Origin of the sequence: Streptococcus sp. VTCC 12886 (genome assembly GCF_049893425.1) — a bacterium.
Lineage (GTDB): Bacteria > Bacillota > Bacilli > Lactobacillales > Streptococcaceae > Streptococcus > Streptococcus suis_AA.
Map to the genome: position 1 here is coordinate 29,845 of NZ_JBMVJB010000004.1, position 22,421 is coordinate 52,265.

The 22,421-nt window shown below is 38.7% G+C and carries 26 protein-coding genes and 1 pseudogene; 14 read left to right on the plus strand and 13 right to left on the minus strand.

From position 1 onward, the window contains the following. The first annotated feature begins 72 nt into the window (after positions 1-72). From ACPC57_RS02015 to ACPC57_RS02075, 13 genes and pseudogenes are all read left to right on the plus strand, one after another. Entirely contained in the window at positions 73-294 is a 222-nt protein-coding gene (locus ACPC57_RS02015) for a hypothetical protein (protein ID WP_274503795.1), read from the plus strand. Positions 295-401: 107 nt separating this feature from the next. Further along, positions 402-1,229, plus strand: a complete 828-nt coding sequence (locus tag ACPC57_RS02020; protein ID WP_217375112.1) for an alpha/beta hydrolase — start codon at positions 402-404, stop codon at positions 1,227-1,229. Positions 1,230-1,258: 29 nt separating this feature from the next. Then, a complete protein-coding gene (locus tag ACPC57_RS02025) occupies positions 1,259-2,005 on the plus strand; it encodes an esterase family protein (RefSeq protein ID WP_434066197.1) in 747 nt (248 codons plus the stop codon). 17 nt (positions 2,006-2,022) lie between these two features. Next, entirely contained in the window at positions 2,023-3,189 is a 1,167-nt protein-coding gene (locus ACPC57_RS02030; RefSeq protein ID WP_434066198.1) for an ATP-grasp domain-containing protein, read from the plus strand. Between the two features lie 138 nt (positions 3,190-3,327). Beyond that, positions 3,328-3,468 carry a hypothetical protein gene (locus ACPC57_RS02035; protein WP_434066199.1) on the plus strand — a complete coding sequence of 47 codons (141 nt, stop codon included), beginning with the start codon at positions 3,328-3,330 and terminating at the stop codon, positions 3,466-3,468. A gap of 12 nt (positions 3,469-3,480) precedes the next feature. After that, positions 3,481-3,870, plus strand: coding sequence for a NisI/SpaI family lantibiotic immunity lipoprotein (locus ACPC57_RS02040; protein ID WP_217375109.1), 390 nt, complete (start codon positions 3,481-3,483; stop codon positions 3,868-3,870). Positions 3,871-3,878: 8 nt separating this feature from the next. After that, on the plus strand, positions 3,879-4,631 hold the full coding sequence (locus ACPC57_RS02045; protein ID WP_434066200.1) for an ABC transporter ATP-binding protein: 753 nt from the start codon (positions 3,879-3,881) through the stop codon (positions 4,629-4,631). Next, positions 4,632-6,602 carry an FtsX-like permease family protein gene (locus ACPC57_RS02050; protein WP_434066201.1) on the plus strand — a complete coding sequence of 657 codons (1,971 nt, stop codon included), beginning with the start codon at positions 4,632-4,634 and terminating at the stop codon, positions 6,600-6,602. Positions 6,603-6,692: 90 nt separating this feature from the next. Then, the gene (gene relB / locus ACPC57_RS02055) at positions 6,693-6,932 is read left to right on the plus strand and encodes a type II toxin-antitoxin system RelB family antitoxin (RefSeq protein ID WP_434066202.1); all 240 of its coding nucleotides are present in this window, start codon (positions 6,693-6,695) and stop codon (positions 6,930-6,932) included. Next, the gene (locus ACPC57_RS02060) at positions 6,922-7,179 is read left to right on the plus strand and encodes a type II toxin-antitoxin system RelE family toxin (protein WP_434065342.1); all 258 of its coding nucleotides are present in this window, start codon (positions 6,922-6,924) and stop codon (positions 7,177-7,179) included. Before relB ends, ACPC57_RS02060 begins: the two co-directional genes overlap by 11 nt. A 37-nt stretch (positions 7,180-7,216) precedes the next feature. After that, on the plus strand, positions 7,217-7,885 hold the full coding sequence (locus tag ACPC57_RS02065; RefSeq protein WP_434066203.1) for a DNA-binding response regulator: 669 nt from the start codon (positions 7,217-7,219) through the stop codon (positions 7,883-7,885). Then, positions 7,882-8,823: a sensor histidine kinase gene (locus ACPC57_RS02070; RefSeq protein ID WP_434066204.1), complete on the plus strand. Its 942-nt coding sequence runs from the start codon at positions 7,882-7,884 to the stop codon at positions 8,821-8,823. The genes ACPC57_RS02065 and ACPC57_RS02070 overlap by 4 nt, the downstream gene beginning before the upstream one ends. A 21-nt stretch (positions 8,824-8,844) precedes the next feature. Beyond that, positions 8,845-9,091, plus strand: a pseudogene (locus ACPC57_RS02075) (phosphomannomutase/phosphoglucomutase); the annotation flags it as partial. 40 nt (positions 9,092-9,131) lie between these two features. On the opposite strand, the gene ACPC57_RS02080 reads toward ACPC57_RS02075, so the two are convergent. The 9 genes from ACPC57_RS02080 to ACPC57_RS02120 all read right to left on the minus strand — a co-directional run bounded on the left by ACPC57_RS02080 (position 9,132) and on the right by ACPC57_RS02120 (position 17,312). Next, positions 9,132-9,779 (minus strand): hypothetical protein, encoded by a 648-nt coding sequence (locus ACPC57_RS02080; protein WP_434066205.1) that lies wholly within the window; start codon positions 9,777-9,779, stop codon positions 9,132-9,134. A gap of 95 nt (positions 9,780-9,874) precedes the next feature. After that, the gene (gene xerS / locus ACPC57_RS02085; protein ID WP_434066206.1) at positions 9,875-10,945 is read right to left on the minus strand and encodes a tyrosine recombinase XerS; all 1,071 of its coding nucleotides are present in this window, start codon (positions 10,943-10,945) and stop codon (positions 9,875-9,877) included. A 137-nt stretch (positions 10,946-11,082) separates the two neighbouring features. Further along, complete coding sequence (locus ACPC57_RS02090) at positions 11,083-11,238, minus strand: hypothetical protein (RefSeq protein ID WP_434066207.1); 156 nt, start codon at positions 11,236-11,238, stop codon at positions 11,083-11,085. 254 nt (positions 11,239-11,492) lie between these two features. Beyond that, positions 11,493-12,191 (minus strand): DUF3307 domain-containing protein, encoded by a 699-nt coding sequence (locus tag ACPC57_RS02095; RefSeq protein WP_434066238.1) that lies wholly within the window; start codon positions 12,189-12,191, stop codon positions 11,493-11,495. 51 nt (positions 12,192-12,242) lie between these two features. Then, positions 12,243-12,911, minus strand: a complete 669-nt coding sequence (locus ACPC57_RS02100) for a SatD family protein (protein WP_217375101.1) — start codon at positions 12,909-12,911, stop codon at positions 12,243-12,245. 185 nt (positions 12,912-13,096) lie between these two features. Further along, positions 13,097-14,551 (minus strand): alpha-amylase, encoded by a 1,455-nt coding sequence (locus ACPC57_RS02105; RefSeq protein ID WP_434066208.1) that lies wholly within the window; start codon positions 14,549-14,551, stop codon positions 13,097-13,099. A 37-nt stretch (positions 14,552-14,588) separates the two neighbouring features. Beyond that, on the minus strand, positions 14,589-16,163 hold the full coding sequence (gene ffh, locus ACPC57_RS02110) for a signal recognition particle protein (protein WP_434066209.1): 1,575 nt from the start codon (positions 16,161-16,163) through the stop codon (positions 14,589-14,591). Between the two features lie 12 nt (positions 16,164-16,175). Further along, positions 16,176-16,508: a putative DNA-binding protein gene (locus ACPC57_RS02115; protein ID WP_216658250.1), complete on the minus strand. Its 333-nt coding sequence runs from the start codon at positions 16,506-16,508 to the stop codon at positions 16,176-16,178. Positions 16,509-16,613: 105 nt separating this feature from the next. Further along, positions 16,614-17,312 (minus strand): GntR family transcriptional regulator, encoded by a 699-nt coding sequence (locus ACPC57_RS02120; RefSeq protein ID WP_024392131.1) that lies wholly within the window; start codon positions 17,310-17,312, stop codon positions 16,614-16,616. 272 nt (positions 17,313-17,584) lie between these two features. On the opposite strand from ACPC57_RS02120, the gene guaA reads away from it, so the two are divergent. Continuing rightward, positions 17,585-19,135: a glutamine-hydrolyzing GMP synthase gene (gene guaA, locus ACPC57_RS02125; RefSeq protein ID WP_418127458.1), complete on the plus strand. Its 1,551-nt coding sequence runs from the start codon at positions 17,585-17,587 to the stop codon at positions 19,133-19,135. Positions 19,136-19,408: 273 nt separating this feature from the next. Here the strand turns inward: guaA and ACPC57_RS02130 are convergent, their stop codons facing one another. The 4 genes from ACPC57_RS02130 to ACPC57_RS02145 all read right to left on the minus strand — a co-directional run bounded on the left by ACPC57_RS02130 (position 19,409) and on the right by ACPC57_RS02145 (position 22,396). Continuing rightward, positions 19,409-20,254, minus strand: a complete 846-nt coding sequence (locus ACPC57_RS02130; protein ID WP_274504893.1) for an endonuclease/exonuclease/phosphatase family protein — start codon at positions 20,252-20,254, stop codon at positions 19,409-19,411. A gap of 69 nt (positions 20,255-20,323) precedes the next feature. After that, a complete protein-coding gene (locus tag ACPC57_RS02135) occupies positions 20,324-20,632 on the minus strand; it encodes a DUF5960 family protein (protein ID WP_434066210.1) in 309 nt (102 codons plus the stop codon). Next, positions 20,625-20,984, minus strand: coding sequence for a 50S ribosomal protein L23 (locus ACPC57_RS02140; RefSeq protein WP_171988461.1), 360 nt, complete (start codon positions 20,982-20,984; stop codon positions 20,625-20,627). Before ACPC57_RS02140 ends, ACPC57_RS02135 begins: the two co-directional genes overlap by 8 nt. After that, on the minus strand, positions 20,981-22,396 hold the full coding sequence (locus tag ACPC57_RS02145; RefSeq protein ID WP_434066211.1) for a Y-family DNA polymerase: 1,416 nt from the start codon (positions 22,394-22,396) through the stop codon (positions 20,981-20,983). Before ACPC57_RS02145 ends, ACPC57_RS02140 begins: the two co-directional genes overlap by 4 nt. Between the last annotated feature and the right edge of the window lie 25 nt (positions 22,397-22,421).

The following is a 22,421-nucleotide window of genomic DNA, read 5'->3' on the forward strand; positions in this document are numbered from 1 at the left end:
ACACCTTCGGGTGTCTTTTGTATTATACTGGAGAAAGAATAAGAGAAAGAGGAGTACTATGAACCAAGATACTTGGAAGGGGATAATCTTATTTTTAATCCTAAATACATCCGTAATATCTATACTTTGACGGGTATTGTCAAACCTGTTGTCTTTTATAAAGGGCGATTTGTGGCAACCTGGAAACGAGATAAAGGCACTATTTTACTAGACATCTTTGAAGACATCAGCCAACAAGTAAAGAAAGAATTGGAAGATTACCGCCAAATGAACGAGGAAGTCTTGAAGCAATAGCTGGTTATGTTTGGTAAACACGAAAATTATAAATAAATAACTAAATTTTCAGAATATTTCATAAAAACTATGATATAATACTTAATATACCTATGAAAGAGATTACTATGAATAAGTCTTACTTTTATTTGGACATGAAAACACATGAATTAGAAGTTCCCTTCACAGGGAGGAACCGTCGTGTCCGTGTATTGTTGCCTAAGGGATATGCTGAAGATACGGAAAGGACCTATCCTGTTGTCTATTTCCATGATGGACAAAATGTTCTCTATAGCAAAGAATCATTTTCAGGTCATTCTTGGAAAGTTATTCCAACGATCAAGCGCAATCCAGATATTAGTAAAATGATTGTGGTGGCGATTGATAATGATGGAATGGAACGGATGCATGAGTATGCAGCTTGGAAGTACAGTGAAACAAGCATCCCAGGTGTTCAATTTGGTGGGAAAGGGACCTTGTACGCCGAATTTGTCATGGATGTGGTAAAACCCTTTATTGATAAAGAGTACCGGACCAAATCCGACAAGGCACATACGGCTATGATTGGTTCGTCATTGGGTGGCAACATCACCCAGTTTATGGGATTAGCCTACCAAGATCAAATTGGCTGTTTAGGTGTCTTTTCATCTGCTAACTGGCTTCATCAAGATGCATTTGATCGTTTTATTGAGCGTAAAAAAATAGACCCAAGTCAACGAGTTTACATTTATGTGGGTACTGAAGAAGCTGATGATACTGACAAAACATTGATGGCAGGCAACATCAAGCAAGCTTATATCAATTCATCGTTGACCTATTTTCGACAGTTGATCTCTGGTGGAGTTCATTTGCACAATTTAGAGTTAGAAGTGATTTCAGGTGCGGTACACAACGAGGAGGCTTGGGCATTATACTTACCAGATTGTCTACGTTTTTTAAGTGAACATTGGTCATAAATCGAAAAATATAAAAGGAGGTTGTCATTATGCATGTCGAATTTTTAAGTCATTGGTCAGGAAACCTTGGTCGTGAAATGAACTTGAATCGTTATGGTCACGCAGGTATTCCTGTGCTCGTTTTTGCTTCATCAGGTGGTTCCTACAATGAATTTGCTGATTTTGGTATGATTGAGGCTTGCCGCGGGTCTATCGAAGCAGGTCATGTACAATTTTTCACCCTTACCAGCTTTGATAATGAAAGTTGGTTGGCTGATTGGAAATCCATTCATGATAAAGCAGAAGCTCACCGTGCCTATGAACGATATGTGATTGAAGAAGCGATTCCTTTTATTAAACATAAAACTGGCTGGTTTGATGGTATGATGGCAGCTGGTTGTTCAATGGGAGCTTATCATGCACTGAATTTCTTCTTACAACATCCAGATGTTTTTACAAAAGTCATTGCACTTTCTGGGATTTACGATGCACGATATTTCAATCATCATCAAGATTATGGAAATGATGAAGTTGTTTATCAAAACTCTCCAGCAGACTATATTTGGAATCAACATGATGGCTGGTTTATTGATAAATACCGCCAAGCGGATATTATTGTATGTACCGGTCTAGGTGATTGTGAACAAGATGGTCTGGACTCATTCTACAACCTAAAACGCGCATTTGAAGAAAAAAATATTCCTGCTTGGTTTGATACATGGGGTACAGATGTAGCCCATGACTGGGTATGGTGGAGAAAACAGATGCCATTTTTCCTTCATTCGATTGGATTATAAGCTAGAAAGGATTTTTTATGAATTATCTCGTCATTTCCCCTTTTTATCCTGAAAATTTCCAGCCATTTACTATTGAATTGGCAAAAAAAGAAGGCGTTACTGTTCTTGGTATTGGACAAGAGCCTTATGATCAGCTCCCTGAAGAACTTCGTAATGCCTTAACAGAATATTTCCGTGTTGAAAACCTTGAAAATCTTGATGAAGTCAAGCGTGCAGCGGCTTTCTTAATTTATAAACATGGTCCAATGGATCGGGTAGAATCTCATAATGAGCATTGGTTAGAGACAGATGCAGCTCTTCGTGAACAATTCAATATCTTTGGGGCTAAGCCAAGCAATCTTAAAAAGACGAAGTTTAAGTCTGAAATGAAGAAATACTTTACAAAAGCAGGTGTTCCTGTAGTTCCAGGTATGGTTGTAAAAACTGAAAAAGATATTGAAAAAGCTGTGAAAAAGATTGGTTTCCCACTGATTGCTAAACCTGACAATGGGGTGGGAGCTTCAGGAACCTTTAAGCTGACAAAGAAAGCCGATTTGGAAGACTTTAAAACAGCCTGGGATGGTCGTACAGCTTATTTCTTTGAGAAATTTGTCAATTCAAGTATCATTACAACTTATGATGGCTTGATTGACAACAAGGGAAATGTAGTATTTGAAACAGGATTAACTTATGTACATACCCCTTTTGAATTGGTACAAAGTAAAAAAGATAATACCTATTACATTGAAAAAGAGCTTGACCCAAAATTGGTATCCTACGGACGTGCCATTATCAAAGCATTTGGCATGAAAGAGCGTTTCTTCCATATTGAATTTTTCAAGGATGGTAAAGATTATATTGCTATTGAGTACAATAACCGTATGGCCGGTGGCTTTACAGTAGAATCTTATAACTATGCCCATTCAATTGATCTTTTCCGTGATTATGCCAATGTTGTTTCTGGAGGTTCAGTAGAGGAACGGCGTTTTGAACCGCAATACTGTTTGGTAGCAACCCGTCGTGATGCAACAGATTATGTCCACTCCGCAGATGCCATTCGTGATCGTTATTCGGATAAGCTAAAAACAGTAAAACGCATGCCTGACGCCTTCGCAGAATTGCAGGGAAATGATGCCTATCTACTTGTAACCAAAAGCAAGGATGAATTAGATGAAATGATTGCCTTTATTGGGGAAACAAAATAGACTAGATTGAAAGATGCCAGAAATGGTGTCTTTTTTCTTTCCTTACAAAGCTGTAAGTTTTTAAATCAAAACTGTAAGTGAGTGCAAGCGGAATATTTTCTATAATAGACTCATAAGAAATAGAAAGAAGGAAATCATATGTCATTCAAATTTTTACAAGCAAAGAGAATAGAAGAAGAGGTATTCTCAGAAAAAGAAAAGGCTGAACTCCTGGAACTGGCAAAATTTTTAGAGGGGCTAGCACTTGATTTGCAAACGATACGATTTATGTCATACTAGAGGGAGGAAACTATGAAAAAGAAAGTATTTGGTTTGCTGGCTTTGGGCAGTATAATGCTAACTGCTTGTTCTTCCTCTTCAGAAGGCCTTAGCTTTAATGAGGGCTATCAGACTTTCCATTACAAAGAAAAAGACTATGCCATTAGCAAACAGGAAGTTGCCGAAGATAGTATTCAAGGAACAGAAGTTAAGTTTATGGAATGGCCCGTTGTCAAAGAAGAAGGTGCAGTGAAAAAGACAGTCTCCTTGAACAATCTATATGTAACTACTAGCAAGGAATGGGCCATCGGTGTCCAAGATAGTTATTACAAGGTAGATTCAGAAGAAAATATTGCTGAGTCAGACCGAATCGACTATCAAGCATTACTTGATGCAGTTGATTTTTCCAAAGAAAACAATTAGGAGTTTGTATGATATTAGAAATCAATCATTTAGAAAAAGTTTACCGCACGCGCTTTTCAAAAGAGGAAACTCGTGCTTTGCAAGATGTAGATTTTAAGGTAGAAGAGGGCGAATTCATAGCTATCATGGGGGAAAGTGGTTCTGGTAAGACGACTTTGCTTAACATTCTAGCAACTCTGGACAAGCCGACGAGGGGATCTGTTATCCTCAATAATCAAGATATTACCAAAATCAAGGAAAGCAAGCTAGCCGATTTTCGTTTGCGTAACCTGGGCTTTGTCTTCCAAGATTTTAACCTCTTGGATACCCTGTCTACCCAAGATAATATCTTTTTACCTCTGGTATTGGCGCGTGAGAGCTATGAGGAAATGGAGAAACTGTTGAAAGTATTGGCACCAAAACTGCGGATTCAGGATTTGTTGAAGAAACGTCCCTTTGAACTATCTGGTGGGCAAAAGCAGCGCGTGGCCATTGCCCGTAGTTTGATTACCCAACCCCAGATTGTCCTAGCGGATGAGCCGACGGCTGCCCTAGATTATCGCAATTCGGAAGACTTGCTGAATTTGTTTGAAGACATCAACCTAGATGGACAAACCATTCTCATGGTAACTCACTCAGCCAACGCAGCCAGCCATGCCAAGCGCGTCCTCTTCATCAAGGATGGTCGGATTTTCCACCAATTGTACAAGGCAGGCAAGAGCAATCGGGATTTTGCCAAGGAAATTTCGCTCAATATGTCTGCACTTTCAGGGGGTGAGTAGATGTTTTACCTCAAACTTGCTGGGCAAAATATCCGAAAATCTATGGGTGTGTTTGCTCCTTTTGTTTTAGCCAGCCTGGTCCTCTTTACCTTGATTTGTTCCATGTTCCTGCTCATGCTGAGTCCAGTTATGAAATCCATGGGAACAGCTGCCGTGTCTATCGGGCTAGGTATCGTTGTATTGACCATTTTCTCGCTGATTATGGAAATATATAGCTTTAATTTCCTCATGCAACAACGGACTAGGGAGTTCGGTCTTTACAATATGCTGGGGATGAACAAGAAGAAGGTGGCCTTGGTTGCTAGTATTGAATTGTTTTTCATCTTCCTCTTGGTTATTGTGCTGGGTTCTGCATTAGCTGGTGTATTTGCCAATGTTCTCTACTTAATTTTTGTGAATCTGACCAATTATAGTGACTTACACTTTAGTATTTCACCTCTGGCATTTGCCATGACCGCCTTTCTCTTTGCAGTTATCTTCTTCATCTTGGAATTACTGGCCATTCGGACTATTGGTAAGACGAGTTCGCTGATTTTATTCCGAGCTAGTGAAAAGGGAGAGAAGGAGCCAAAAGGCAATGTCCTTCTGGCTGCCCTTGGTGTTCTTAGCTTAGGTGTTGGCTACTACCTGTCACTTTCATCGAAAGCAGCAGGGTTAGCTGTCATCTATCGTTTCTTCATCGCTGTGCTTTTTGTCATTGCGGGTACCTATCTGTTTTACATCAGCTTTATGTCTTGGTATTTGAAGGCTCGTCGGAAAAACAAGCGGTATTTCTATACGCCAGAGCATTTCATTACCACATCGCAGATGATTTTCCGGATGAAGCAACACGCAACGGGTTTGGCCAATATCACACTGCTTTCGGTCATGGCCTTTGTGACCATTGCGACAACGACATCACTCTATACAGGTATGTCCAGTATGACAAGTAGACTTTATCCAAAGGAAACATCCATCACCTATCCTGTTTCGGATAGAAGTCAAGGTGAAACTGTCTATCAGCAATCGGTGCTCAGCCATTTTCCAGAAAAAGCCCATGACAGCCTATCCTACCTGACCTACCAAGTTGGTTTGGTCTATGATGGCGGTGAAGAGATTGTCATTAGCCCGGTAACCATTTCCAATCCAGATTTTTCTAAAATTGCCTTTACCTACTTTATCACGCAAGATGATTTCAGGAAATTCGGCAATGACCTGCCAGAGCTTGCTGCTAATCAAGTCGCCTTTATACGTCCGAGCGAGAAACCATCGTTGAAGAAGCTTGTTCTGGGCGAGCAAACCTTTGAGAATGTAGTCAATCTTGACCACGCTATTTTCCCTGATATTACTAATACGCTCAATGCCGCTGTCATAGTGGTTAGCGATGACACAGTGTTGAATACTGTTCGTGAGTATTACGAGTCCAATAAGCCGCAAGGGTATCCAGTCAGTCTGGACTACCGTGTCTTTACTGATTTGACTGATGAAGAGGTTGCTTCGATTGGTCAGCAAACTGGCGACTCTTATAATATCAACGATGCAAACGGAGAATTCCTAGGATATGCTATGCAAAAATCCGATTTAAACAATATGCTTCTGGGCTTCACAGGTGGCTTCCTCTTCACAGGTTTATTGTTGGGCATTAGTTTTTTGCTGGGTGTTGCCTTGATTATCTACTACAAGCAGTATTCGGAAGGGCATGAGGACAAGAAATCCTATAAGATTCTTCAAGAAGTGGGGATGAGCCAGAAGGCTGTCAAGAAAACAATTAACTCCCAAACGCTTTTGGTCTTCTTTATGCCATTGGCTATGGCAACCTTGCACTTTTTCGTCGCCCTTGTCATGCTCAAGCAAATGTTGATGGTGTTTGGTGTGGTTTCTTCAAGCATGATTTACACGGTTAGTGGTATTACATTGCTTGCAGTTGCCTTGTTCTACTTTATCATTTACAAGTGGACCAGCCGAACCTATTATCGTATTATTGAACGATAGCAGAAGTCTCGCTTATGCGAGATTTCTTGCTTTTTTTGGTAAGTGGTGTTACAATGGTAATACCAAAAGAATGCTAGAAGAGGTGAGAAAATGGCAGCTATTACATTAAAAGTTTCTGAGCAAGACAAGCTATTTATGCAGGCTATGGCAAAGTTTGAAGGTGTCAGCTTGTCAGAACTCATCCGGACTAAAACCCTTGAAGCTCTCGAAGATGAATACGATGTCCGTGTGGCAGATATTGCTTGGGCAGAATACCAAGCTGACTTGTCGAATGGAATTGAGCCGATAACACTAGAACAAATGGCTGAGGAGTTGGGCATTGAGTTATAAGGTTATTTTGTCTGCTAGGGCTCAAAAGCAAATTCGAAAAATGGATAAAACGGCTGCAAGTTTGATTTTGCGGTATCTTTATAAGCATATCGACGGGTGCGACAACCCTAGACAATACGGAATAGCCTTAACTGCCAATCGTTCTGGCCAATGGCGGTACCGTATCGGTAACTACAGAGTTATCGTCAGTATTGAAGATGACAAATTGATTATGACAAGCATAAAAATGAGAAATGGAAGTATGTAGAAGCCAAGACTTGTGTCCTGGCTTTTACAGAATGAAGATGATGAAAAAAGAGAAGATTTATATTGTTGAAGACGATGAGATGATTGTCCAACTCTTGAAGCAGCATTTGGGAAAATCTTATCTAGTTGAAAGTGTGCAGAATTTCCGAGCTGTCAGTCAGGAAGTGGCGGAAATCAAACCAGACTTGGTACTGATGGACATTAGCCTACCCTATTACAACGGATTTTACTGGACGACAGAAATGCGTAAAACCATGACCATGCCCATTATCTTTATCTCCTCGTGCGATGATGAGATGAATGCGGTCATGGCTATGAATATGGGTGGCGATGATTTTGTTTCCAAGCCTTTTTCACTGGGAATTTTGGATGCCAAAATTGGTGCCTTCCTGCGTCGGGTCAATCAATTCAGCAAATCAACTGACTTGTCTATCGACCAATTCCAGCTTAGTTTGGACGGGCGATTCTCAAGCGAATTGGAGCAGGTTCAATTGTCTCCTACAGAAACCAAGATTTTGACTGCCTTGCTAAAAAGACAAGGGCAGATTGTCAGTAAGGAAGAACTCTTGGAAAAACTCTGGGAAAATGAAGAATTTATCGACCAGAATACGCTCAATGTAAACATGACCAGACTGCGTAAGAAGGTGAGCGAGGTCGGTTTTGAACGTATTCATACCGTTCGTGGCGTAGGGTACTTGGTCAAATGATAGCAAAATTTATCCGTGAATACCGGAGTTTTTACTTCTCCTACATTGTTCTGGCTACTAGTTTTATCTTGCTCTTCTTTCTCTATCAACTGCCCACCGAATTCCTGCAAAACGCTCTGTTATTGTCCCTAACCCTTATCATCCTACTGACAGTAGGCCTGTTCTGGAAGTTTCGCAACCGCATGAGGGCCTTGGAAGACTATATCCTTGAAGAAGCTTTGCCCTTGCTAAATAAGCCTGTGGACCTTGCCTATCTCAACTTAATTGAAGCGGAAAAGGAGGCGACACGGGAGCAGCTTTTAGTCTATAAGTCACGAGAGGAGGATCTGCAAGCCGTGGTCAAAATGTGGTCCCACCAGATGAAAGTGCCTCTGGCTGCCCTGTCTTTGATGAGCCAGACTGACAATCTCAACCAGCAGGATGTCGATCATCAGCTCTTACGCTTGGACAATTATATGGCAAATCTCCTCAATTACCTCAAACTGACTAACCATGCCAGCGATTTTCGATTTGAGCAGGTGGAAGTAAGAGAAGTAGTGGTCGATTTGGTCAAAAAATACCGCAATCAGTTCTTGCAAAAAGACATTTCAGTGACCATCGATGGAAATTGGCTACTGAAGACCGATAAGAAATGGCTTAGTTTTGCCATGTCACAGATAATCGACAACGCCCTCAAGTACAATAAGACTGGTGGTAAGGTGGCCATTGAACTGAATAAGGGAATTTCCATTTCCGATACGGGAATTGGGATTCTGGCAGAAGACCTTCCTCGCCTGTTTGATGAAGGTTTTACAGGTTTTAATGGCCGTGAACACCAAAAAGCGACAGGATTTGGGCTGTATCTGACCAAGCGGGTCTTGAATCAGTTGGAACTAGCTATTTCCGTGGAAAGTCAACTGGAAGTTGGGACAACTATAAGCATCACTAAAGTACAGTAAAAGCTGTGCTTTTTTCATTTTATTGCTGACCTTCGTCAAACCAACCTCGAAGGCTTTGCTTTTAACCCAGAGAACGAAGAAGGAGGCGGTTTGACTTGACAGTGCCTTATGGTGAGCGGCTGGTTCTTGCTCCGTACGAGCCTCCACGAGCCCCCTCTTGGTAAAATGTTACCAGACAGGCTATATTCCAGCCGTTTTACGAACCCTCTCAGCCTTTTTGCATAAGTACCCAGCTGTCAATCTGGAAAAATTGAAAGAATTATTGTAAAACTGCATTTACCTGGTCCTAGGGATCATGTTTTTAAATTTCAAAGGTAAAAAAATGAGATTTGTTTCATTCCCAAATCTCCTTTTTTATATTTATAGATATACTTTTGTAAAAAATAAATAACTGGACCTGTAAAAATTATTGCGATAATTGTGCCTTCTCTAATGCCAAATAATGGATTTCCAAATAGAAATGAAAGCATAAGAGCCACTATAACCATCGCACTTTCACAATATAATTTTACCTGATGAAACGAACGGCCACTTGCTAGTGCAACAGTTTTAGGTAGTCCTTCACCAGGCATAACAACTGTTCCAGCCTGAACTTCCATTAAGACGCCAAGAGTAAGCACAAAGATGCTAATAATCAAAATAATAAGCTGGATAGGATGTACTTGTGTAGTAAGAACCGGAGTAAGTAATCTGTCATAGAAAGAAATAAAAATGCCGAAACAGGTTCCTGGAATTAGTTGCACAACATACGGAATTAAGTCTTTAATCGAATCTGGTTTGGCAACGATAATTTGAATGAGTACAAGTATAGCTAAAAATACAGTTGTATTAACACCAATTACAGAAACAACGTTTGGAATCGTAGCAATGGGAGAAGTACCTAATAACGAAGATTTCGACATAACCACAGCAATTGCCATGATATTAATTGCAACGATAAATCTTACAAATTTCATGTCATTATTGTAAATACTTCTAAATGAAAAATCAATACTCAACTTTGAATTGATAAAATTTTAGAATGTTGTTACATAATATATATTACGTAACACTATAATTGATCCAGAGCATTTTTCTGCTCATCGTTGACGATATGAGTGTAGAGGTCAGTGACCTGGGTATTGGAGTGACCCAGCTGATGACTGACCAGAACTTGTGACTTGGTGGCATCATAGAGTCGCGTTGCTAGCGTATGACGAAGTTTGTGTGGAGTAACACGTATCTTAAAGTCTGCAGAATACTTAGCCACCATTTTTTCAATAGAAGACGCATCGATTCGATTGGGCAAACCACGATATTCAGATAGGAAAAAGGCTGTATCTGTTTTCTCTGCCTTGTAGCGTTGCTGACGTATGCTCATATAGGCTTCCAGATAGGACTTAGCAAACCCAGCCACATTGACCGAGTCCCGTTTTCCACCTTTACGGGTTACTTCGATAATCATCATATTGAGATTTACATCTCGAAGATCTAAATTCACCGCTTCTGACAGACGGATGCCAGAAGCCAAGAGAAGTGCCAGAATCGCCAAATCCCGCTCCTTATTTTTCTGGAAAGAGGAGAGGGCCCGCTTGGATAACTTGGCTTGGTATTCATTGTCTACGTACTCCAAAAACTTAATGGTTTCATCTCCCAAAAAGAGCTTCTGCTTGATGTTCTCCGCCCTTGCCGCCAAAGTTTCTTTCTTTTTTTTAGTAGAAACTTTCTTCATCACATTGCGGTAGAAGTAGGGCTCGCCCTGCTCATTTTCCACTTCTTCGGTTAAATACTTGAAGAGACTAGAAAGAGCCGAGAGGGTACGGTTAATGGTGGTCTGCGACACACCATTCTGCGAGGTATTGGCGTTCAGCAAGGGACGCTCCCGCAGATAAAGAATAAAAGCCTCCATATCTTTTTTGGTCAGATGTTCCAAGACGTCTAATGGAATGTCAGCAATCCGTTCAACAGACACCAAATCCGAATCTTGTAACCACTCAAAGAAACGACGATATTCTTTCAGATATTCGTACAAGGTTGTAAAACTGTAGGGCACAGACAACTTTGACTGATAATATTCCAGAACATACCAAGGCATAATTTCTTTTAGTTGATCAATTTTTTCCAATAATAATTCGCGTCTCATCATTTTCTCCTGATTTTATCTATATAAGTAGTATAGCATAATCTTGTATATGTTTCAAGAAAATTATAGTTTTTCGGAAAGATGTGCGGTGTCTTTGATGATTTTTTTATAATTAATAGCCCTCATATCTTCTTATACTAATTAAAAATCGGATCATATTCTATTCCACTCCCGTCATCTACAACAACTATTTGAACATTTTGAAAATATGAATCAAGTGTAATATCTTTTGTTAACTTATTTAACTTTGAATCGGGTTGATATGCCGGAATAAGAATGGCAAAATTTGTCATGTTAGATGCTCCTGTTTTTCATTTCTTTTCATTTGGTTAAGAGTATTTTTTATAGTTTAGCTTAAAATTGTACCTATAAATATCTGATAAAATTCCGAGCAATTTTTACCATTTTATCCCGTACTCTTGTTAAAAAATGAACAAAAAGTTTCATATAGCACTTGAGACTTGCAATGTTTCTATAGTCAAATATGTATATAATTAGTTATCTAAAAAAACTTTACATAATTAATTATATGTAAAGTTTTAAAATTTTATATTACTAATAAAATATAAGCAAGTAGGACACTAATGATACTAAACAGTGAACCAATCAAATAGTATTCAGCAAAGGCTTGGCTTTTGTATATTTTATCATAGCGTGCGATGGATTTTGCGGTAAATACCAAACCAATAGCTGTAAATTGCCCCATGAGTAGAAAAATCCCCATAATCGAGCGTTCTAATTGGCCAATCAAGGCACCTGCACCTGTCACAGTCAACTCTTCTTCTCCTTCCGTTACCTGATATTTGTTGAAGAAAAGTTTAAAAACGATATCCACCGGCTTAGTAATCAATATGATAAATAACAACTGCAATAATAGACTATTCGGCTCACTCCAAAATGAATAGGCAGAACTATTTACCTCAATTGTTTGATATAAAATGATGATACAGAAAATATGCAATAGCTGATCAATGACGAAGGTATTTCCGTCCCATTTTTCTTTTATCCAGCCATGTTTACTGAGGAAATGCTTACAATAATCAATTGCTAGGTGACTTAGCCAAACTTGAAAAAAAAGATCCCCATTATTAATTGGCAATAAAAAAGCCAGAATAGATAGTGGAATTCCAACCACTGTTAGATGGAGTACGAGTGCTAAAAAATTCGTTCTTTTGGCATTTGCTAATTGTTGGCTTTGAAATGTAAAATCACTTAAGAAATAAGCAATCAACAAGGCTGTTAAGATTGGTTATTGAACCAAGTAAAGTAATGTGATAATACGGATACGTACATGCTGCTACACCTCTTTCTGACAAAGTTGTAGGATTAAACTCATCACCATTTGCCGATTCCGAAAATATAGTTTTATTCCACTAGATTTTACACGTTTTGTAAACGCGCTTGGAGTCAATTTCATTTTCTCAGCAATCGGTTTTTGCTTAAAATCTTCACTGTAGATGTTATTACTAATTAACGTTCCAAATAAATCAGTTTGTGAATTATTCCAAGAAGCTCTGATAAAATCACTTGAGTTTAGTAGAGAGTTAATCACGCGGTTGATTTGTTTGTATTCAGATGAGAAGGCTATTTGACTAGTGCCGTAGTCGTTATTATCATGAATATAGTCAATTGCTTTTCGAGCTTCCCAATAAGCTGGACCATCAGCTCCGATACTTTGATGTGGATTAATGTCTGTGAGGATTTCTCCTAAGCCTACTCCGAATCGAATTTCTAATTCATTTCTAAAAGCTATTTTTATCTGATCTATCATTAGAAAGATGTGTGGGCTTGGTTTGCAAAGTGCTTGGAATTCATCACCTTTCGTAATAGTAAATGGAGAGGCAAATTCACTTGAAAAAGTATAATTGACACGTTTGATAACATGACCTAACCGTTCCTGAATATTTGAACGATTGTATACCTGTTTTGAGTTGATAATATCACCAATAATTGCTATGTATTGCATAAGGTTTCCCTCCTTTTTCTTATTGTGTCCATTATAACAGACATTTTGTTTTGTGTCCATAAAAACAGACATTTTTAATTATTTCCACCATAGTGGACATTTTATATTTGCTACTACTTCTGCTTCCCCTTGGAACATAAAAAATACTACACCAGTTGAACCGATGCAGCATTTTCTTATTTAATTTAGTCAGATTCAATCCAAACCGATAAGGAACCTGCGTTGACAGGGAAACGACCCCAACCAGTTTCATTGAGCAAGACTTGGTCTTGTCGATTGCCTGTGGCATCTATAAACATTTTACCAGCATTTAATTGTCCCATATCCATATCTTTGTAGCCTTCATCTGAGTTGCTAATAACAGCTGCCAGGCCTTTAGGATGATCTTGGTCTCCTTGGCAGACCCAACCAATGCAGTTGGGATGATCAAAATAATCAATCTGAGGACCGTATGTATGGTTTTGTCGAATTCCTAGTAGTTTATCCAGCATATCTTTAAAGGACTCCTGGCCAAATTCTCCAGAAATACCATAATAATCCCCATAAAAAATCGTTGGTAGTCCTTGTTGACGCAGAAGAATGAGTGCATAGGCAGCTGGCTTAAACCATTCAGCGATTGTTGATTCTAATGCCTGTCCACGTTGAGAATCATGATTATCGACAAAGGTAACCGCAAAGTTTGGATTTGATTGGACAATAATACCATCAAAGATGGTTCTCAAATCATAACCAGCTCCGTCAGTGCTAGCTTGGAAAAGATTCATATGAAGGGGGACATCCACCAAATCCATTTGAAAATTCGTTTCATTAATGTAATCTAAACTGGCTTCTTGACTGTTTTTCCAATATTCAGCAAAGACATAAAGATTGTCTTTGTATTGTTCTCTGACGTTTTGGATAAATGAGCTGATAAAGTCTTCTCCGATATGTTTGGCAGCATCGATTCGAAAACCATCTATCTGCGTAGTCTCTAAGAACCAACCTACCCAGTCCATTAAATGTGAACTAACTTCTGGATGTTTGAAATCAATATCATTAAACATCAGATAGTCATAGTTGCCATGTTCTCCGTCTACTTGATCTTGATTGGCCCAGCCTTTATTATCTCCAACAATCTGATAGATTCCTGTTTCCTTGTGTTTGGCGTCAAAATCTAGCCCTGTAAAATGATACCAATGCCACTTAAAGTCGTTATAGGTATTATTTCGTCCGGCAAAATCATAACCTGTGTAGCCCTCGATTTCATAAGGCTCTGACAGACTTTCTTGACGATTATCAGGATTCATACGGCGGACTTGGAAACGTTCCAAGTAGTCGCCTCCTGCCTTATGATTTAAGACAATATCTGCTATGGTTACTATTCCCTGCTCCTGAAGAGCCTGGATCGCTGCAATATAGTCCTTTTTCGTACCGTACTTTGTTGGGACGGTGCCTTTTTGATCGAATTCTCCTAAGTCAAAAAGATCATAAATTCCGTAGCCGACATCCTCTTTTCCTGTTGCTTTAAAAGCTGGAGGCATCCAAATATGGCTGATTCCAATTTCTTTGAGATGGCTAGCATCATTTTTCAAATTTTCCCAGTGCTTGCCATCTGCTGGCAAATACCACTCAAAGTATTGCATCATGGTTGGTCTTGTCATTTCCGTAAGTATACTCCTATATTAGATATTAGAAGATTTATTTCCTCTTCTTTTTAGCTTTTTTAATTTTATTTGCTTGGCGTTTCATGGCCTGTTTCATGGTAAATTCACCAATTTTGCCTTTCAAACCACCGCCGAACATTTGAGACATATCGGGCATTCCTGCGCCACCCATTAATTGGCTCATGTCTGGCATACTAGCTCCGCCCATCATATCTTCCAGAGCAGACATATCCAAACCATTCATGTTTGGCATATTTTTAGGAAGATTGTTTGGATTGATACCCATTTGTTTCATCATTTTGTTCATATCACCAGACATAACTCCCTGCATCATTGACTTAGCCTGGTTGAAATCTTTGATGAATTTATTGACTTCGACAAAGCTATTTCCTGATCCAGCAGCGATACGACGACGGCGACTAGGAGTCAATAAATCCGGATTTTCACGCTCTTCTGGCGTCATTGATGACACAATCGCACGTTTACGGGCAATTTGTTTTTCATCAATTTTCAGATTGGAAAGAGCGGGATTTCCAGCCATACCTGGAATCATTTTGAGAAGGTCTTCCATCGGGCCCATATTTTGAACTTGATCTAATTGGTCAATGAAGTCATTGAAATCAAAGGTATTTTCACGCATTTTTTCAGCGAGTTCTAATGATTTCTTCTCATCATATTCCTTGCTCGCCTTCTCAATCAAGGTCAGCATGTCACCCATACCAAGAATACGCGAAGACATACGATCTGGGTGGAAGGTTTCGATATCGGTGATTTTTTCACCTGTACCTGTGAATTTGATTGGCTGACCTGTGATGTGACGAACAGACAAAGCTGCACCACCACGAGTATCACCATCAATCTTGGTCAAAATCACACCGGTGATGGACAACTGATCATTGAACTCACGTGCAACATTAGCAGCTTCCTGACCGATCATGGCATCAACTACCAAGAGAATTTCATTTGGTTGAGCAAATTCCTTGATTTCTCTCAACTCGGCCATAAGGGCTTGGTCAATTTGTAAACGACCAGCCGTATCAATCAAGACATAGTCATTGTGATTGACTTTGGCTTGTTCTAAACCTTGACGGACAATCTCAAGAGCTGGAACTTGATTGCCCAACTCGAACACAGGTACATCAATCTGTTGACCAAGTGTCTTCAACTGGTCTATGGCAGCTGGACGATAAATATCGGCAGCAATCAAGAGTGGACGAGCATTTTCTTCCTGCTTGAGTTTATTAGCCAACTTTCCTGTGAAAGTCGTTTTACCAGCCCCTTGCAAACCAGCCATCATAATGATAGTTGGAATTTTCGGAGATTTAATGAGTTCGGAAGTTTCAGACCCCAATACAGCTGTTAACTCTTCATCAACGATTTTAACGATTTGTTGAGCAGGATTCAAGGTTTCAATCACTTCATGCCCAATAGCACGTTCGCGTACTTTCTTGATAAAGTCTTTCACAACTGGCAAGGCCACATCAGCCTCAAGCAAGGCCAAACGAATTTCCTTGGTCGCTTCCTGAATATCACTCTCAGAAATTTTTCCTTTACGACGCAGATTTTTAAAGACATTCTGCAAACGTTCTGTTAAGCTTTCAAAAGCCATATACTTCTCCTCTTAATCTCTATTATCGATACTAGTTAGAATAGCGATTTTCTCCTCTAAGTAACCATCCCCCGGATACCTAGTAAGAATTTCATCAAAAATTTGACTACGCACTACATAATCAGAGTACATATGTAGTTTCATCTCGTAGTCTTCCAGCAATTTTTCTGTTCGTTTAATGTTATCATACACCGCTTGACGACTTACATTGAATTCCTCAGCAATTTCTGCCAGACTATAATCATCTGCATAATACAGCTCAATATAGTTCATTTGCTTATCCGTCAGCAAGGCTGCGTAGAATTCAAATAAAGCATTCATTCGGTTGGTTTTTTCAATTTCCATAAACTTTATTATATCAAAATTTTTATCTTTTATAAATAAGAAAATCCGTCATCTTTTGAAAGAACAAGCGGATTTTCTAAAATATATTACATAATTTAATGTATGTTAATTATTTTCTAAATAAAACTCAAAGCGTTCGCCCACGTACTGGCTATTAACAAATTCAAATGCTTGACCATCTTCCAAATAGGAAACTTGTTTTAAAGCAAGTATAGCCTGATTCTTAGTAATTTCTAAGTACTGAGCAACTTTTTCATTCGCCAAACGAGCAAAGATTGTTTGCTTACTTGTTCCAATACGATAACCATTATCTACTAGTGTTTTGAAAAAATGATTGGTTACTTCTTCTTTTGGAACATTTTTAATCAAACGCTCCGGAATGCTGGCTACTTCATAAACAACCGGTACATTGTCAGCATAGCGAACCCGTTCCATTCGAATGATTGATTCCCCTCGAGACAAACCAAGCTCTTCAATTTCCTTTTCGTTTGGTTTTGTACGAGTGTATGACAAGAGCTTGCTCGTAGGTGTTTTCCCTTGAAGCAGTACCAATTCAGTAAAGGAAGTTGTTCCCCGCATCTTCTCCTGCACTCGAGTGCTGGCTACATAGGTGCCAGAACCCACTTTTCGTTGCAAGACTCCCTCTTCTACTAATAGCGTAATGCCTTGCCGTAAGGTCATGCGAGATACTCCAAATTCTTCTGATAAATCTCTTTCACTCGGCAAGCGCTGACCGATGGTCCAAATCCCCTGGTCAATTTGTTCTTTTATCTTATCATGAATCGTAATATATGCTGCTTTCATCTCGACCAACCTTTTTCTTTCTAGTGTACCAAAAATATTCTCATTTGACAAAAATAGACCGATTTTTATGTGGAAAAATGATACCGCAAACAATAAGAAAGATTTTCCTAAAATAAGCAATGTAAAAAATAGAAAAATACGAACACTTTGTTTTTATAAATTACTCATAGTTTGCAAAACAGATATTTATGAAATATAGTTTGGAAAATGTTCGCTTTTATGATAAAATATGTACTAGTATTTGAATTTATTTCAAAACGAAAGGGTAAAACATGACAAAACAAGATGTCCAAAAAATCATTGTACTGGATTATGGTAGCCAGTACAATCAGCTTATTTCGCGTCGTATTCGTGAATTTGGTGTCTTTTCAGAATTGAAAAATCACAAAATAACTGCCGATGAGGTTCGCGCCATCAATCCAATTGGTATTGTACTTTCAGGTGGTCCTAACTCTGTCTACGCAGAGAATGCTTTCGATATTGATCCAGAAATATTTGAATTGGGTATTCCAATCTTGGGTATTTGTTACGGAATGCAACTCATCACTCACAAGCTAGGTGGTAAGGTTGTGCCTGCTGATGAAGCTGGAAATCGTGAATATGGTCAATCTAACCTACAATTGAAAACCGAGTCAGCTTTGTTTGCGAATACACCAGAAGAACAACTAGTGCTTATGAGCCACGGTGATGCTGTCACAGAAATCCCAGCAGATTTCCATCTTGTTGGTCTTTCATCTGACTGTCCCTACGCTGCAATTGAAAACACGGAACGCCGTATCTACGGTATCCAATTCCACCCAGAAGTTCGTCATTCTACTTATGGTAATGACATTTTGAAAAACTTCGCATTTGGCATCTGTGGTGCACGTGGCGATTGGACGATGGAAAACTTCATAGAAACTGAAATCGAAAAAATTCGTCAAACAGTTGGCGATAAGAAAGTCTTACTCGGTCTCTCTGGTGGTGTTGACTCATCTGTCGTTGGTGTTCTTCTTCAACGTGCTATCGGTGATCAATTGACTTGTATCTTTGTTGACCACGGTCTTCTTCGTAAAAATGAAGGCGATCAAGTCATGGAAATGCTAAGCGGTAAATTTGGACTGAATATTATCCGTGTTGATGCGGCTAAACGATTCTTAGATTTGCTAGCTGGCGTATCTGATCCAGAGAAAAAACGTAAAATCATCGGTAATGAATTTGTTTACGTATTTGACGATGAGGCGAGCAAGTTAACAGATGTTGAATTCTTGGCTCAAGGAACACTTTATACAGATATCATTGAGTCTGGTACAGATACAGCTGAAACCATCAAATCTCACCATAATGTTGGTGGTTTGCCTGAAGATATGCAATTCAAACTAATCGAACCACTCAATACATTATTTAAAGATGAAGTTCGTGCCCTAGGTACTGCTCTCGGCATGCCTGACGAAGTTGTGTGGCGCCAGCCATTCCCTGGTCCAGGGCTTGCTATCCGCGTTATGGGTGAAATTACAGAAGAAAAACTCCAAACTGTTCGTGATTCAGATGCTATTTTGCGCGAAGAGATTGCCAAAGCTGGTCTAGACCGCGATGTTTGGCAGTATTTCACGGTCAATACTGGCGTACGCTCAGTGGGTGTTATGGGAGATGGTCGTACTTACGACTATACGATTGCTATTCGCGCTATCACTTCTGTCGATGGAATGACGGCTGACTTCGCCAAACTTCCTTGGGATGTTCTTCAGAAAATTTCTGTCCGCATCGTAAATGAAGTAGCTCACGTCAACCGCATTGTCTACGATATCACAAGTAAGCCACCTGCAACAGTTGAGTGGGAGTGATAGAGCCTGGGGATAGGCTCTATCAGCAATCAATTCCAACGCGCCTAGTAAAAAAGTAGCGTCAAGAATTCGTGAGAGGCTTGATTTACCTTCAAAAATAGCGATTCTACAGCAGTTTAGCAGGAATAAACTAGTTTAAAAAGGGTGAATCTTTGTTTGATTTCCCTTTAATCCCCTCTAAAAAAGAATTAACTAGAAATTTTTCTAGTTAATTCTTTTTTTTGTTTCTATCGAAAACTTTATTTCCTGGTACTCAGATATCCTAAATCAATCTTATTCTAAAGTGATTTCAGTCGTTAATATTGCATGATCAGGAAAGGGAGGTTCATTAATAATAAAAAATCCTTCTGGAACCCTATAACCTTCAAGGTAGAATAAATCATTATTTTTTCCAAAACTCCAATCAAGTTGATTATAGTGCGAGTGTCCATCAATAAATACCCCTTTAGTAATCAGCCAATCTAATTGTTTCCCTTTCCAACTTGTTCCTGGAGGTGAATATGGAGAAAATTGTTGATAATCTAGATATCCTTCATCTCTCATCATATAAACAATATCCTGCCAATTTAACTTTTCCTCTTCACACCAATCAGTTTCTGCTGGGCCATAGTTCAAATCGCCTATAATAATTTGATGTTTGGTTTGTTTATTTTCTTTTAATAACCAGTTGATTTGAGTTTTTCTATCATTCAATTCCTTATTATCATGTTTTGATCCAACTTTTACCCTTACACCAATAATCGTTAGCTCCTTCCCGGTTTTAATGGTGCTTTTTATTTTTAGCCAATTGGGTTGTTCGTCTTTAAAACTTTCCTCCCAAGTTATTTCTTCTGGAGATGGTTCATTGAATATACTTTTCTTCAACCCCATATAAATTCCATTACCAGTTTTAATGTTTCCATTCACACAAGTATATTGCGAACCATTATAAGAATAAGTATAATATCTCTCAGAAAAAGCACTGTCTAATCTAGACCTATTGTGTTCTCCTTTAAATTCAACTAATACAATAACATCTGGATTTTTTCGAGAAATTTCTGTGATAACATACTCAGGAAAACTGCTATTTTCACAAGAGCGTTGATTAATATTCCATTCAAGTATTTTTATGTTTGTCATAACTTTTTCACCATTTTCTTAATCTATTGTCAATATAAATTATGAACTAGAAATAAATAGTTCGAGATATTACCTATTCAATGGGACATTCACCGAAAACCTCATTTCCTGATACTCATATAACCTAATGCGAGGGTTCTCCTTCATGGTTTTCACTTTAAAAATAAAATAATGGTCACGACCGTCAGTAGCCTTACTTTTGTGCAAACGAAAATAATTTTTCTGTTTCATCGCCATTGTCAGTAATATATCATCAATAAGAAATGTGAGGGGATCTACCCCTTTATAGTATTTATTAAAATCCTTCTCGAACTGAAGATAGGAATCAGAGAAATAATCGAACTGAATCAAGTTTTCATATATAGTTTTCCTATTCATCTAGTACCTCCACTAAACTCATTTCAATGATTTCAGAAATTTGAAGCAGCACATATTGTTCAACTGTTTTAATCGTAATTTCCTTTGAACTTAATTCGGTTATGCGTCCTTGAAAAGCTTGTCTTTTGCCTTTACGAAGGATGACAAACATTCCTTGAGATTGTGAAGTATATAATTGAGTCACGTAAGTGAGGATTTCACTCTTTGATAGCTGTGATGATACTTCTATTTTATATTTATCTTCGATCAAGGAACTGGTATGCTCAGATAAAAAGAATCCCATCCATTTTTGCATGCCTCGGTCTTGATACTCTCTTGCTGATTGGTAAGGCAAATAACTTCTATCGATCATTTTAATCCATCTAAACCGCCAGCAGAATGTCCGCCAACCAATTTACTTCTCGCAATACTGCGTGATGCACTTGTTAAGGAATTGGCTTTTTGCAGCGTGGTAAAACCAAATTGACTGCGTATTGCATCAATGGCGGTCTGTAGTCTCTCTTTCTTCAATATTTCTTCAGGATCATCAAAGAGACTGAGCATAGTTATGTTTTCATCAACAAATGATGAGTAGAATACAGAGATACTTCGAACGGCACCACCATTGTATTTTTTTCGAAAGAGAGAGATGACATATTTTTGTAGTTCCTCTGTCTGATTCGTAGGCTCTATTTTCATTTGTCCTCTGAATGAGGTCGACTCCTCAAAGCGCGAATAACCGATACTAATAGAAACTGTCGTCGTCTTTTTTCGAATGGCACGTAGGCGAATGGCAACTTGCTCCGCCATCTCACTCAGAACTAGCTCAATCTCCTGTTGTTTAACATAATCTCTTGGAAGAACCTGAGAATTACCAAGTCCTTTCGATTTTGGTTTATAGGGTACATGAACATTGCTTTCATCAACTCCATTTGCGTGATACCACAATTGAACACCGTATACACCAAATTCTTTCTTTAATAAATCTGGATTGTAAGTCGCCAATTCTTTAATGGTATAGATCCCAAGTTTTTCAAGTCTTTTTTCAATTGCAGCACCGATTCCCCAAAAGTCCGTTAATCTTGAAATCCCCCATACTTTTGTAGTTACATCTTTATAGGACCAGTTAGCTCTCATGTTATGTGTTTTCTTAGCCTCATTATCTAAAGCTAATTTTGCAAGTAAGGGATTGGCATTAGACATCCCAACGGTAGAATAAACACCTGTCTTACGATAGATATCCCTTTGAATTCTCGCACTAAGCATATCTAATTTATCTTTTCGGCTAATTGATTGATTGGGAATGAAATAGTTTAAAGAAGATGTCAAGTCAATGAACCCTTCATCAATTGAGTAGGGCATGATATCTTCGATACTCCCGTATTGCTGAAAAATATGCTGGATTTCAATATTTTTTTCAATATATAAATCCATACGAGGCGGAACAATAACTGTCGCTCGCGCCCACTCCTCAATGAATCGAATATAAGCAGGGTCTGTCGATAGACCTTGCCTTTTTGCATTATAGTAAGAAAATTTTCTTGTATGTATATCAAAAGGTAAATCGTAGGCTCTTCCTACATTTGACTTGCCAAATACTTCTTTGAACAGGGGTGATGAAGCAAGGATCAAGCCATTCGAGTTGTCTGCCCTACTCATCACACATAGCGAAGTTTTTAAAGGATGCAAACCACGGCTGGCACATTCAACACTTGCATAAAAAGATTTCATATCAACAAAGGCAATATCACTTTTTGGTTCTCTCTCGTAATCAATCATACTCATCACATCACATTATATTGTCAAATGT